The organism is Nocardia sp. IBHARD005, from assembly GCF_052814245.1.
The window spans coordinates 1208469-1220374 of sequence record NZ_CP199935.1; the positions used below are offsets into that span (position 1 = coordinate 1208469).

Consider the following 11906-nt stretch of genomic DNA (forward strand, 5'->3'; position numbering starts at 1 on the left):
GGCTGCTCTGAAGCCTGTCGCGGTGTGGGGTTCAGGAGGCGATAACCCCTACCTCGTGGAGTCGGCTGCTCTGAAGCTCGTCGCGGTGTGGGGTTCAGGAGGCGATAACCCCTACCTCGGGGAGTCGGCTGCTCTGAAGCCTGTCGCGGTGTGGGGTTCAGGAGGCGATAACCCCTACCTCGGGGAGTCGGCTGCTCTGAAGCTCGTCGCGGTGTGGGGTTCAGGAGGCGATAACCCCTACCTCGGGGAGTCGGCTGCTCTGAAGCTCGTCGCGGTGTGGGGTTCAGGAGGCGATAACCCCTACCTCGGGGAGTCGGCTGCTCTGAAGCTCGTCGCGGTGTGGGGTTCAGGAGGCGATAACCCCTACCTCGGGCCATTCGCTGCCGCGGCGGGCGCGCAGGATGATCTGGCCCGTCGGCGAGTAGCCCGGTGGCCCGGGGAGGGCGGCGAAGGTGGTTTTGTCGATCACCACCGACGAGTCGAGTTCGTCGCGGCTCGGCCCCCAGACGTACTCGACCTCGGTGAGTTCGTCGCGAACCTTCTTGAAATACATCAGGTGTGCCATCGCCGGATCTCCGCGTAGACCTCCGCCGGTCAGCGGATCGTGACCGGCGGCTACCGACCATCGTGGCAGGAATCGAGCGATCGCGCCGCTACCTCGCCGAATTTCTTCGGGCGTACCGTCCGGTGTTCACGCGCGCAGCATGGTCTGGAACCGGCGCATGCCGGAAATCCACCGGTCGTAGTCGGAACCCTTGTTGCGGTACATCTGGAGTACCTCGGGGTGCGGCAGGATCAGGAAGTGCTCGGCGGCCATCGCCTCGACGACGGTATCGGCGACTTCCTCTGGCGAGAGCACCGCGCCTGCCGTCTTCACGGCTTTGATCGCCAGCGCGGCTGCTTGCGGGTTGTCGGGGATGAGCGCATCGGTGAGCAGCTGGGTGTCCACACCCATCGGACACAGGCAGCTCACGCGAACGCCCTTGTCGCCGTAGGTAACCGAGAGCCATTCGGCGAAACCGACCGCCGCGTGTTTGGTCACCGAGTAAGGGGCAGAACCGATTTGGGTGAGCAGGCCCGCGGCGGACGCGGTGGAGACGAAATAGCCGCTGCCGCGCTCCAGCCAGCCGGGAACGAGTAGTTTCGCGGCCCGCACGTGGGCCATGACGTTGATGTCGATGGTGCTCGCCCACTGCGCCTCGGTGCTGTCGAGACCGGGCCCGCCGCCGATGCCCGCATTCGCGAAATACAGGTCTACCGGGCCGAATTCGCGCTCGGCGGTGGCGATCAACTCCGCGACTACCCGCTCATCGGCCACATCGCCACCCACCGCGATCGCCTGGTCGCCGAGGTCGGCCGCCACCTTCGCCACGCTGTCCGCATCGAGATCGGCGGCGACAACTCGCGCGCCACCGGCGACGAGACGATAAGCGAGTGCGGCACCGATACCCGCACCCGCGCCGGTGACGATCGCGACCTTGCCTGCTATTTCCATCCCCGCACCCTAGCGGCGATGCCCGCGGCCTCGCACCCGATCCGCACTGCCGCGCGGTGGGCTCATCCTGACACCTACGGCGACCGGTTCACCGAGGTCGGCAAGCTGCGAGTGACCGCCTTCGTAACCACCACACGCGGTCAGGTCCCTGACCTGGAGTGACGGCACCGGCGCCGCGCTCGCTGCGAAGACCGCATCCGCAGCGCAACCAGCCTGCCTTGGCAGCCGGCCCACCCCGGTCAGATGGTGACCGCCGGTTCCGCGGTGGCCGGTTGTGCGGCGGGAGCAGCCGCCTTTGTCGGTCGCCGGCGTTGCGGGTCGGATATAGCAAGTCGGATATATCAATCGGACGGTTAATACCGCTGGTAGTTGCCCTGCGGGTAGTTCGGTCGCCGCTGTGCTGCACGGATCCAGCGCCCGGTCGACGGTGCCGCGGCCAGGGCGAGCATCACCACTCGAACTGGGCGCTCTCAGATGCGGCTGAGTAGCGTCAGCGGATCTTCGAGGAAGCCCGCGGTGGTGGCGAGGAAGCGGGCGCCGAGTTCGCCGTCGACCATGCGGTGGTCGAAGCTGAGGCCGAGGGTGGTGACCCAGCGGACCGCCAGCTCGTCGCGGAATACCCACGGGCGCTTGCGGATCGAGCCGATACACAGGATCGCGGCCTCACCCGGATTCACCAGGGGAATCCCGGAATCGACGCCGAATACCCCGACGTTGGTGAGGGTGAAGGTGCCGCCGCGCAGGTCGTTGGGGGTGGCGTTGCCGGAGCGGGCCGTATCGGCCGCCCAGCTGATCTCGCGGCACAGCTCGCGCAGGCTCAGTGACTGCGCTTCCTTGAGATTGGGCACCATCAGGCCGCGGTCGGAGGCGACCGCGATCCCCAGATTCACGTAGTGCTTGGTGACGATTTCCTGGTTCTGCTCGTCCCAGGCGGTATTGATCCCCGGGTACTCCGCGATCGCCGCCAGCGTCGCCTTGGCGACCAGGGCCAGCGGGGTGAGGGTGAGACCTTCGAAGGATTTGGTGGTGCGCAGGTGGTCGAGCAGTTCCATCGAGGCCGTGCAGTCGACGGTGACGAAGGTGCTGGCCTGCGGGATGGTGCGCGAACTGGCCTGCATCGCAGCGGCCGTGCGCTTGCGGATGCCCGCGATGGGGGTGCGTTCTTCGCGGGCGGTCGGCTCGATCAGGCCGTCGGCGTCGGTGACGTGGCCGAACGACGGCGCGGGCGCGATGTCACCGAGGCGGGCTGGGGTGCGCGGCTGGGTCACCGGCACGGCAGAGCGCACGTCTTCGACGGTGACCGCGCCCTCGGGCCCCGAACCCGCGACGAACCACAGGTCGATGCCGAGTTCCTTGGCCAGTTTGCGTGCCGCGGGGGTCGCGGCGGCGCGGTGGGTGCTCGGGGTGCTCGCGGCCATCGACGGCATGGATTTCCCTCTCCGCGAAGTCGATTCGGCCTCGGGCCCGTAGCCGACCAGCACGTTCGTGCGGGGCTCGGCGGCTGGCGGTGCCGTCACCTCGAGGTCGTTGCGCACCCGGATCAGCGGCGCGCCGACCGGCACGGTGTCGCCGGGCTGAGCCAGCAGTTCCACCACGACCCCGGAGAACGGTGACGGCAGCGCGACCACCGCCTTCGCGGTCTCCACCTCGGCGATGGTCTGGTTCAGTTCCACCGTGTCGCCGACCGCGACGGCCCAGGACACCAGCTCGCCGTCGGCCAGGCCTTCACCCAGGTCGGGGAGGCGGAATTCGAGAACATGACCGTCGTCGGTGGCGGCTGGTTCCGGCACGAGGGCACCTTTCATCGCTCTGTTGGCAAGCTACCGCCACCGGGCCATGACGGATCAGGCGCAAAGGCAGCGGTCGACCGCCGCCAGAATGCGGTCGGGGTCGGGCAGGTGGTGCTTTTCGAGCTTAGCCGGGGGGTAGGGGATGTCGTAGCCACCGACGCGCAGCACCGGCGCCTCCAGGTGATAGAAGCAGCGTTCGGTGACGCGGGCGGCGATCTCGGCGCCGAGCCCGGCGAACACGGGCGCCTCGTGCACGACGATCAGCCTGCCGGTCTTGTCCACCGATTCGGCGATCGTGTCGACGTCGATCGGCGAGAGACTGCGCAGGTCGATCACCTCGAGCGAATGTCCTTCCTCGGCAGCGATCTTCGCCGCGGTCAGCGCGGTGGCGACGGTGCCGCCATAGGCGGCGACGGTGGCATCGACGCCGCGGGTGCAGACCCTGGCCCTGTGCAGTGGCAGATCCGGTTCGCCTTCGAAATCTACGTCGGCTTTGTCCCAATAGCGACGTTTCGGCTCGAAGAAGATGACCGGATCGTCGAGTGCGATGGCCTGGCGAATCATCGAATACGCGTCGGCGGGGGTGCTCGGTGAGACAACGCGCAGGCCCGCGGTGTGCGCGAAATACACCTCCGGTGATTCCGAATGGTGTTCCACCGCGCCGATGCCGCCGCCGAACGGAATGCGGATCGTCAACGGGGCCTTCACTTTTCCGCCGGTACGGTTGTGGATCTTGGCTACCTGGGAAACGATCTGGTCGAAGGCCGGATAGACGAAACCGTCGAACTGGATCTCCACCACCGGCCGGTATCCGCGCAGCGCCATCCCGAAAGCCGTTCCGACGATGCCGGATTCGGCCAGCGGCGTGTCGATGACGCGGTTGTCGCCGAAATCCTTCTGCAGGGTGTCGGTCACGCGGAACACGCCACCGAGCCTGCCGATGTCCTCGCCGAGCAAGACGACCTTGGCGTCGTCTTCCATCGCGTTGCGCAGGCCGGTGTTGAGGGCGGCGGCGAAGGTGGTGATCATGACTGCGCTCCTTCGGCGAGGTAGGCCGAGAACTGTTGGCGCTCTTCGGTCATCAGTGGGTGTTCGGTCGCGTAGACGTTGTCGAACATCCGCTCGGGATCGGGGTCGGGCATCTCGATCGTCGCGGTGCGCAGGCGGCGGGCGACATCGTCGGCCTCGTCGGTGACCTGCTGGGCGAACTCGGGGGACACGTGGCCCTCGTGTTCGAGGAGCAAACGCACGCGTTCGATGGGGTCACGCTGTCCCCAGTACTCGGTGTCGGCGGCGGTCCGGTAGCGGCTCGGGTCGTCGGCGGTGGTGTGCGGGCCCATCCGGTAGGTCATCGCCTCGATGAAGGTGGGGCCACCGCCGGTGCGGGCGCGTTCAACGGCTTGGCGGGTGACGGCCAGGACGGCGAGCACATCGTTGCCGTCGACCTGCACGCCCGGAATCCCGTAGCCGTCGGCACGGCGTACAAGGGGGAATTTGCTCTGTACCGCGACCGGTTCGCTGATGGCCCACTGATTGTTCTGGCAGAAGAACACGACCGGCGCGCTCCACACCGCGGCGAATCCGAGTGCCTCGGCGATATCGCCCTGGCTCGTCGCGCCGTCGCCGAAATAGGCGATGGTCGCGATATCGGCGCCGTCGAGGTGCGCGGCGAAGGCGTAGCCGGTGGCGTGCAGCCCCTGGGAGCCGACGACGATATTGGCATTGGTCATATTGACCTCGCCGGCGTCCCAGCAGTGGTGGGAGACGCCGCGCCACAGGGCGGTGAGCTGCTCGGGTGGAACGCCGCGGCAGAAGGCGACGGCGGTTTCGCGGTAGGAGCAGAACACGTAGTCGTCGGGGTGCAGTGCGTGCGCCGAGCCGACCTGCGCGGCCTCCTGACCGAGCAGCGGCGGCCACAGTCCGAGCTGGCCCTGGCGCTGCAGCGCAGTCGCTTCGACATCGATCCGGCGGGTCAGGACCATGTCCCGATACAACTGCCGCAACCGCTCGGCATCGATGTCGGCGACCAGCGCGCCGTGCTCCTTGTCGAACACCCGACGGCCGTCGGGCTGAATCAACTGGACCGGGTAGGTCTGCTTCTGCGACATCGTGATCGCCTCCTCGCCACCGTGCCTTGTGAGCCGGTGCAGGTACGCCACTCCGCTGAGTGCGATGTGTATCACTCAGCATCCACGATTACGCGGTGTGCGCAAGCGCTACGCGCGCTTATGAGCAGAATGCATGGTCTACGCCGGTCCAGCGCTGTCATACTGCGTTGTATGACCAGTCGCGAACCCGACGCCGTGACGCTCGACGCCACCGATGCTCGGCTGCTGCGTGAACTGATCGCCAACCCGCGCGCCACGGGGGTTGAGCTCGCGGCGCGCCTCGGCCTGTCGCGCAACACGGTGCAGGCGCGGCTGGCCCGGTGGGACAGCGGTGGGGTGCTCGGCAGCTTCGAACGCCGGGTGGAACCCCGTGCCCTCGGCTACCCACTGGCAGCCTTCGTGGCGGTCGTGGTCGACCAGCACCAGCTCGACGCCGTGGTGGACGAGCTGGCCGATGTCGCCGAGGTCACCGAGGTCTGCGGGATGACCGGCGCCACCGACCTCACCGTCCGCATAGTCGCCCGCGACGCCGACGACCTCTACCGCATCGCGGGCGCGATCCTGAAGATCCCCGGCGTGGAGCGCACCAATATGGCCCTGGTCATGCGCGAACTCGTCGGCCCCCGAACCGGCCCCCTGCTCGATCGACTGGCTGGTCCGAACTAGGGTGTTCGGTCACGCACTCAACGGATGCCTGGCCAGGTATTCGACTACTGCGCGTCGCAGAACATCACTTGGTGTGGTGTCGGTCTCGGCGGCGTAGGCAGCCAGTCGCTCGTCGAGTTCGGTGGGGAGCCGAACTGTCCGGACTGGACTGTTGCCTCGCCGTTCGGTGCCCGCGGGGCGTCCCAATGCCATGCCTGGCCCGACCTCGACCGGACCGACGACGGCGTAGTCACCGTTCTCGAAATCGGCAGCTAGCTCCGCGTACTCATCATCGCTTCGCTTTGTCATCGCTGAACCTCTCTTTCGTGCCTACTGCTTGAACGGGCGTTGCCCGGTGATCGTGGGCAGGATGATGCCCGCCGATGTCACGCGGACTTCGGTTGCCACCCTCGGTGTGAGGATCATTGCGTGAAAGACCTCCCACCAAGAGGGTCCACGGCTTCCGCCGCGACCTCGAGGTGAGCGTAAGTCCTGGTCAGGAGTGATTCGTAGCCATGTCAGGTGCCGGTGGGGAGGAAACGGCGGACGACCAGGCCCGCTACGAGAGCCCAGAAGGCGCCGCCGATGCCGAACAGGGTGGTGCCGGAGGCGGCTACGAGGAAGGTGACCAGGGCTGCCATGCGGTGGGTGGGGTCGCTGAGGGCGCCGGTCAGGGCGGCGGCGAGGGTGGCCAGCAGGGCCAGGCCCGCGACGGTTTCGATGGTGCCCGCGGGGGCGGCGGCGATGAGGGTGACCAGGGCGGCGGAGGCGAGGCCGAGGACCAGGTAGACGGCGCCTGCGGTGGCCGCGGCGATCCAGCGTCGCTTGGGGTCGGGGCTCGCGGTGGGGGCGGCGGCCAAGGCGGCGCTGATGGCGGCGAGGTTGATCGCGTGGCCACCCGCCGTGGCACCGATGATGGTGCCGATGCCGGTGACGAGCATGGCCGGGCGCCACGGGACCTGAAAGCCGAACGAGCGCATCACCGCGACGCCGGGGATGTTCTGGGAGGCCATGGTGACGATGTAGAGCGGCACGGCTATGCCGATAAGGGCCTGCCAATGCCATTGGGGTGCAGTCCATTCCACCGTCGGAACCATGGCGGACAACTCCAGGTGCCGGTTGTTCACGACGATATCGATGCCCGTACCGAGGGCCGCCGTGGCGAAGGCGACGAGCACGGCCCATGTGGGTGCGAACCGTTGCAGGACCAGCCACACCACGATGACCGGGACGACCACGGCGGGCGAGGTGCCCACCGCCTGCACCGGGGCCAAACACAGCGGGACGAGGACTCCGGCCAGCATCGCCTGGGCGATCGGTACCGGGATTACGGCGACCAGCGAGCCGAGCCGTTGCCACAGCCCGGTGATCCCGATCAACACCCCTGTCACCGCGAAGGCCGCGACCGCACCGGGCCAGCCACCGGCGACCAGTCCAGTGCTCGCGAGCAGGGCGGCACCCGGCGTGGACCAGGCCAGGGTGATCGGAATCCGGTACCGGAAACTCAACAGCAAGATGCCGATGCCTTGGGTGAAGCACAGGATCAGCAACCCCGACGCGGCCTGCGCCGGACTTGCCCCCACCGCGCGCAAACCACTCAGCACCACCGCGAACGAACTGGTGAACCCGACCAACGCGGTGATCGCACCCGCACCGAGCGGCTGTCCGATGCCCGCCGGTTTGCCGGCAAGATCGGGAGAAGTGGTGGAGACCTGCGACATTGTGCCGATCCTGCCCGACGAAATGGTCACCGTCGCCTGCCAGTCTCGCGAAAGTGGCCTGATTCGCGCGGGATGCGGGCCGGTCCAGTTGTGCGATCGGCCGGTGAACGGCTCCACTTCGCGGTCCCGTTCGAGCGGGGCGCCGTGCTCGCATGCGCGTCATGCTGTCGGCGGGTATGCCCTGCGTTGTCGAGCGGAGGCGAGTTCCTGGCGATCGCGGCCGAGTGGCGTTCGGCAGGGGCGAAACCGTGCGCCGATAGGTTCCGCGGAGTCTGTTCGATGCGTAGGGTGTCAGGAACGGTTTCGCAGGCGGGGGCTTCAGGAGGAGTGGGATTGGGCGCGGTGTTGATTTCCTCGGCTGAGCTTCGGGAAGAGCTGGCGGACAAGGCGACTCATCTGCTCGATGTGCGGTGGGCGCTGGGTGATCCGAATGGGCCGCAGCACTATCTCGACGGGCATATTCCCGGCGCGGTGTTCGTCGACCTGGAGACCGAGCTGGCCGGTGCGCCGTCGCCTGCCCGCGGCAGGCATCCGCTACCCGACCCGGGCACCTTCGAGAAGTGCGCGCGCAGTTGGGGATTGAGCGCCGGGGATCCGGTGGTGGTTTACGACGCGACCGGTGCGACGGCGGCCGCGCGGGCATGGTGGCTGCTGCGGTGGGCGGGTGTGCATAACGTGCGCATCCTCGATGGCGGGCTACCCGCCTGGATCGCGGCCGGTGGGGAACTCGTGACCGGCGCCGAATCGGATCCGGTGGGCGGTGACCTGGTGGTGCGTCCCGGCGGGCTGCCGGTGATCGACGCCGACGCCGCCGCGAGATGGTCGGGCGTGCTGCTCGACGCGCGAGCCGGCGAGCGGTATCGCGGCGAGGTCGAGCCGATTGATCCGCGTCCCGGTCACATCCCTGGCGCGGTGAGCGCACCGACCGCCGAAAACCTCGATGACACAGGGCATTTCCGGAGCGTCGATGACCTGCGTGCGCGCTTCGCCGGATTCGGCGAAGGCCAGGTCGCGGTGTACTGCGGATCCGGCGTCACCGCCGCCCACCAGATCGCGGCCCTCGCTGTCGCGGGCATCGACGCCGCCCTCTACCCGGGCTCGTACTCGCAGTGGTCGAGCGACCCGAAACGGGCCGTGGCGACCGGAGAGTGAGCACCGCCGATACCCGCGGGAACAGCCAAGGTCTCGACTCGTCTAACCGGGCTGCTCGGCGTGCAGAGGTGTCGTCCTGATGAACTCATCGATCACTGCCGCGGTGCGAGCGGGTTGGTCTTCGGCGACCCAGGTCAGCGAGTTCGTGATCGATTCGAGGCGGGCGTTCGGAAAGTCTTCGGCGAGTCGTCGCGCGTGATCGAACGGGAAGAACCGGTCCTGCTCCGCCCAGGCGATGAGAACCGGGAGACCGGCTGACCCGAAACGAGCGGCAGCATCAACGGTGTACTTCTTGTCCACCGCGCGAAGGAATTTGAGACTGTCGCGTAGGACACCGCGATCGTGTGTTATCCCGTGCAGGTAGTGGTCTATCAACTCCTCGCAGATCGGGTTGATGGACAGGCCGCCGAATCCGAACCGCGAGCGCGCGAACGTCTGCCCGACCTTGGGGAGCCGGAGGAGCCGACCTGTGAGTGTTCCGGCGCCCGGTGTCCGGGCCATCCAGCACATGTAGTCGAACAGGGGCGGCGGGAAATTCTCGTAGGCGTCGCACGGTGTCAGGACCAGCCTGGCGATTCGTTCGGGTCGGTGGGTCACGACGAGTTGGGAGAGCATGCCGCCGCCGTCGTTGCCGACCAGCGTCACCGCACTGAGATCGACGGTCTCGAGCACATCGGCAATTGTGTGGGCGATCCCGAGCGGAGTCAGATCCGCATCGGGAGCCATCGGAATCCGGTGTGCTCCGAAAGGCCAGTCGACGGTGATACACCGATATGAATCAGCCAGTCGTGGAACGACTTTGCGCCATGCCGCCGCATTGGCGAATAAACCGTGAACAAACATCACCGGCTCACCTTCTCCACGTTCATAGATCCGGACGGTGCCCTGGGGCAGGTGTACCAGGCGAGACTCGCCGAGTTCGGTGACAACACTCATCGTGCAAGCATGGTGGGCATGGGTGAGCGACCGCTTCCAGAAACGTGCTACCCGCCAGCAGCGAGCGCGGACTTGTGGTTGTGGATCGGTCACGCCGTCTACCGCGGTCCGTCGCTGCGGCTCGACCGCCATTCAGGGTCGGTGCACTGTCTCGCCGTCGGCGTCGACGGCCCGTTCACCGTGCACGCCGATTCGTTCGGTCGGCGTACAGTGCGCAGCGCGTTGATTCCGCCACGCACTCTCCACCAGGTAGTCGCGCATCAGACCCGAATGCTGTTCTGCTACATCGACCCCGGATCACCCCGCGCACACGCTTGCTGGGAGCAGATGACCGAGCACGCGCACGAATTCGGCGTCCACCACGATCGCGAAACCGCTCTGGTCCGCCTCGCCGACCAGGACGACATGGACCCGGCCGAGGTGATGGACATCGCGTGCGGTCACACGCGGATCCGACTCGATCCGAGGATCGCCGCCGCGACCGCGATCGTGCGCGCTCACCCGACTCGATCGATCACCGCCGGAGAACTCGCGGCCGAGGTGCATCTGTCGAAATCTCGGCTATTGCACCTGTTCACCGAGCAGGCGGGCACAACCTTCCGTCGCTATCGGATCTGGGCGCGAATGCTCGCGGTCGGTCGTGCCGTCGCCGAAGGCGCCGATTTCACCACCGCCGCGGTCGACGCGGGCTTCGCCAGCCCCTCACACTTCAGCGACACTTTCCACGCCATGTGCGGGCTCACCGCCAGTGATCTGCTCAGCGCCGGCGCGCGGATCAACGTCCTGGACTGACAGTACGCACACCACAGGGCACGGCGCGCAAGCTGCGGTCGCTCGATCCTCACGGGCAGTGGCGGGCGATGTCGTGCAGGGTCGCGTTGTCGGCGGCGGTGATGGGCAGGTCGTAGTCGACTGCCGCGGTGAGGTACTTGGCGGCGTAGAAGCAGTGGTTGGGGCGCGCGGGCGGCAGCCATTGGGCGGGGGTGTCGTCGCCCTTGGACTGGTTGGTGGCGGCGCCGGTCGCGAGGAGGTTCACCGCGAGGTCGTTGGCGAAGCGGCGCCGTTTGTCGGGGGTCCAGGTGGCGGCGCCCATGTCCCAGGCGGCGGCCAGTGGATACACATGGTCGATCTGGATCCGGCCGGCGTCGGACTTGCTGAAGCGGATATCGGTGGCGGTGTAGGGGTCGGTGAGGATGCCTTCCACCACCACGCAGCGGCCGCGGTGCACCACCTCGCGCAACTGCATCGCCAAGACGTTGTTGCGGGTGTCGCAGCCGTCGTGGCTGCCCGGTGCGTCGGAATCGTCGGTCCAGGCCGGGCCGAAGACGCAGGCCTGACCCGCCTTGCACCCACGCTCGTAGCCGCCCGGCCGAGGACGCGCGGCGATCACGCGCACCGTGTCGAGCAAGGCGGTGACCTCGGCGCGCGCCGGACTGCCCGGTGCGGGTGTGACCGGCTCATCCGGCCCGATCACCCCGCACCCGGCAATCGCGAGCACCACCACTAGCAACCACGCACGTTTCCCCATACCCGCAGGTTGTAGCCGGTGGCACCGACAACAACCGTCGATGGGTCAGCGCTGGGCGGGCAAGACCCGCATTCGTGGCGAGGCGGGCCGTCCTGCGGTGGTGTCCTCGACGTTCGAGACGGCCCGTGTCAGCGCCCGTGGATGGGGCGGCACCGGTCTATAACCAGGCTCGGGCCAGCAAGTCGTCGGCGGCCAGTTCGCTGGCGATCGGCGGGAAGCGCGTCGCGGCGATCGAGGAGACATGGCTGCCGTCGTGGCCGACCAGCCAGGAACCGCCACGGTCTTCGCATTCGGCGATCTTGGCGAAGACGGTGAGCAGGAAGGTGATGGATTCCCGGGGGTCGATGGTGTGGGCCAGGCGCTGGGATTCGCCGGGCCGCGACAGATCGAGCCAGACGCCTGCTTGGCCGTCCAGTCGCATGCCGAGGATTTTCGTGGTGTCGATGAAGGTGAATTTGCGCCGTTCCCATGGGGTATTGGGTGTGTAGCTCTGCTCGAGAACCTGGAGCAGAATCGTCATCGCTGCCCTCC

General features: G+C 67.5%; 14 protein-coding genes. 4 read left to right on the top strand and 10 right to left on the bottom strand.

The features are described 5' to 3' along the window. Nucleotides 1-346: 346 nt before the first annotated feature. Together ACTWPB_RS05435 and ACTWPB_RS05440 are read right to left on the bottom strand one after the other, a co-directional pair. Nucleotides 347-565: a hypothetical protein gene (locus ACTWPB_RS05435; protein WP_446224602.1), complete on the bottom strand. Its 219-nt coding sequence runs from the start codon at nucleotides 563-565 to the stop codon at nucleotides 347-349. A 126-nt stretch (nucleotides 566-691) separates the two neighbouring features. Continuing rightward, complete coding sequence (locus tag ACTWPB_RS05440; protein WP_446224603.1) at nucleotides 692-1495, bottom strand: SDR family oxidoreductase; 804 nt, start codon at nucleotides 1493-1495, stop codon at nucleotides 692-694. An 18-nt stretch (nucleotides 1496-1513) separates the two neighbouring features. On the opposite strand from ACTWPB_RS05440, the gene ACTWPB_RS05445 reads away from it, so the two are divergent. Next, nucleotides 1514-1657 carry a hypothetical protein gene (locus tag ACTWPB_RS05445; protein WP_446224604.1) on the top strand — a complete coding sequence of 48 codons (144 nt, stop codon included), beginning with the start codon at nucleotides 1514-1516 and terminating at the stop codon, nucleotides 1655-1657. Nucleotides 1658-1965: 308 nt separating this feature from the next. On the opposite strand, the gene ACTWPB_RS05450 is transcribed toward ACTWPB_RS05445, so the two are convergent. From ACTWPB_RS05450 to pdhA, 3 genes are read right to left on the bottom strand one after another with little or no spacing between them, the layout of a single operon-like run. After that, nucleotides 1966-3300 carry a dihydrolipoamide acetyltransferase family protein gene (locus ACTWPB_RS05450; protein WP_446224605.1) on the bottom strand — a complete coding sequence of 445 codons (1335 nt, stop codon included), beginning with the start codon at nucleotides 3298-3300 and terminating at the stop codon, nucleotides 1966-1968. Nucleotides 3301-3339: 39 nt separating this feature from the next. Continuing rightward, nucleotides 3340-4314: an alpha-ketoacid dehydrogenase subunit beta gene (locus tag ACTWPB_RS05455; RefSeq protein WP_446224606.1), complete on the bottom strand. Its 975-nt coding sequence runs from the start codon at nucleotides 4312-4314 to the stop codon at nucleotides 3340-3342. Next, nucleotides 4311-5393: a pyruvate dehydrogenase (acetyl-transferring) E1 component subunit alpha gene (pdhA, locus tag ACTWPB_RS05460; protein WP_446224607.1), complete on the bottom strand. Its 1083-nt coding sequence runs from the start codon at nucleotides 5391-5393 to the stop codon at nucleotides 4311-4313. The genes ACTWPB_RS05455 and pdhA overlap by 4 nt, the downstream gene beginning before the upstream one ends. A gap of 171 nt (nucleotides 5394-5564) precedes the next feature. Here pdhA and ACTWPB_RS05465 point away from each other — a divergent pair, with 171 nt between their 5' ends. Beyond that, on the top strand, nucleotides 5565-6059 hold the full coding sequence (locus ACTWPB_RS05465; RefSeq protein WP_446224608.1) for an Lrp/AsnC family transcriptional regulator: 495 nt from the start codon (nucleotides 5565-5567) through the stop codon (nucleotides 6057-6059). Between the two features lie 9 nt (nucleotides 6060-6068). Here the strand turns inward: ACTWPB_RS05465 and ACTWPB_RS05470 are convergent, their stop codons facing one another. Next, on the bottom strand, nucleotides 6069-6347 hold the full coding sequence (locus ACTWPB_RS05470; RefSeq protein ID WP_446224609.1) for a CopG family ribbon-helix-helix protein: 279 nt from the start codon (nucleotides 6345-6347) through the stop codon (nucleotides 6069-6071). Between the two features lie 209 nt (nucleotides 6348-6556). Further along, nucleotides 6557-7759: a benzoate/H(+) symporter BenE family transporter gene (locus ACTWPB_RS05475; protein ID WP_446224610.1), complete on the bottom strand. Its 1203-nt coding sequence runs from the start codon at nucleotides 7757-7759 to the stop codon at nucleotides 6557-6559. 345 nt (nucleotides 7760-8104) lie between these two features. Here ACTWPB_RS05475 and ACTWPB_RS05480 point away from each other — a divergent pair, with 345 nt between their 5' ends. Next, nucleotides 8105-8911, top strand: a complete 807-nt coding sequence (locus tag ACTWPB_RS05480) for a sulfurtransferase (protein ID WP_446226244.1) — start codon at nucleotides 8105-8107, stop codon at nucleotides 8909-8911. A gap of 42 nt (nucleotides 8912-8953) precedes the next feature. Here ACTWPB_RS05480 and ACTWPB_RS05485 read toward each other — a convergent pair whose 3' ends face one another. Next, a complete protein-coding gene (locus ACTWPB_RS05485) occupies nucleotides 8954-9847 on the bottom strand; it encodes an alpha/beta fold hydrolase (RefSeq protein ID WP_446224611.1) in 894 nt (297 codons plus the stop codon). A gap of 72 nt (nucleotides 9848-9919) precedes the next feature. Here ACTWPB_RS05485 and ACTWPB_RS05490 point away from each other — a divergent pair, with 72 nt between their 5' ends. After that, on the top strand, nucleotides 9920-10639 hold the full coding sequence (locus ACTWPB_RS05490) for a helix-turn-helix domain-containing protein (protein WP_446224612.1): 720 nt from the start codon (nucleotides 9920-9922) through the stop codon (nucleotides 10637-10639). 49 nt (nucleotides 10640-10688) lie between these two features. Here the strand turns inward: ACTWPB_RS05490 and ACTWPB_RS05495 are convergent, their stop codons facing one another. Both ACTWPB_RS05495 and ACTWPB_RS05500 read right to left on the bottom strand, forming a co-directional pair. Next, nucleotides 10689-11375: an HNH endonuclease family protein gene (locus ACTWPB_RS05495; RefSeq protein WP_446224613.1), complete on the bottom strand. Its 687-nt coding sequence runs from the start codon at nucleotides 11373-11375 to the stop codon at nucleotides 10689-10691. 157 nt (nucleotides 11376-11532) lie between these two features. Further along, complete coding sequence (locus ACTWPB_RS05500; protein ID WP_446224614.1) at nucleotides 11533-11895, bottom strand: hypothetical protein; 363 nt, start codon at nucleotides 11893-11895, stop codon at nucleotides 11533-11535. Nucleotides 11896-11906: the final 11 nt, after the last annotated feature.

Excerpts from the sequence above, each read along its gene's own strand:
- ACTWPB_RS05495 (WP_446224613.1), bottom strand. The coding sequence starts at position 11,375 with ATGGGGAAACGTGCGTGGTTGCTAGTGGTGGTGCTCGCGATTGCCGGG.
- ACTWPB_RS05435 (WP_446224602.1), bottom strand. The coding sequence starts at position 565 with ATGGCACACCTGATGTATTTCAAGAAGGTTCGCGACGAACTCACCGAG.
- ACTWPB_RS05445 (WP_446224604.1), top strand. The coding sequence starts at position 1,514 with ATGCCCGCGGCCTCGCACCCGATCCGCACTGCCGCGCGGTGGGCTCAT.
- ACTWPB_RS05455 (WP_446224606.1), bottom strand. The coding sequence starts at position 4,314 with ATGATCACCACCTTCGCCGCCGCCCTCAACACCGGCCTGCGCAACGCG.
- ACTWPB_RS05440 (WP_446224603.1), bottom strand. The coding sequence starts at position 1,495 with ATGGAAATAGCAGGCAAGGTCGCGATCGTCACCGGCGCGGGTGCGGGT.
- ACTWPB_RS05475 (WP_446224610.1), bottom strand. The coding sequence starts at position 7,759 with ATGTCGCAGGTCTCCACCACTTCTCCCGATCTTGCCGGCAAACCGGCG.
- ACTWPB_RS05465 (WP_446224608.1), top strand. The coding sequence starts at position 5,565 with ATGACCAGTCGCGAACCCGACGCCGTGACGCTCGACGCCACCGATGCT.
- pdhA (WP_446224607.1), bottom strand. The coding sequence starts at position 5,393 with ATGTCGCAGAAGCAGACCTACCCGGTCCAGTTGATTCAGCCCGACGGC.
- ACTWPB_RS05500 (WP_446224614.1), bottom strand. The coding sequence starts at position 11,895 with ATGACGATTCTGCTCCAGGTTCTCGAGCAGAGCTACACACCCAATACC.
- ACTWPB_RS05485 (WP_446224611.1), bottom strand. The coding sequence starts at position 9,847 with ATGAGTGTTGTCACCGAACTCGGCGAGTCTCGCCTGGTACACCTGCCC.
- ACTWPB_RS05450 (WP_446224605.1), bottom strand. The coding sequence starts at position 3,300 with ATGAAAGGTGCCCTCGTGCCGGAACCAGCCGCCACCGACGACGGTCAT.
- ACTWPB_RS05470 (WP_446224609.1), bottom strand. The coding sequence starts at position 6,347 with ATGACAAAGCGAAGCGATGATGAGTACGCGGAGCTAGCTGCCGATTTC.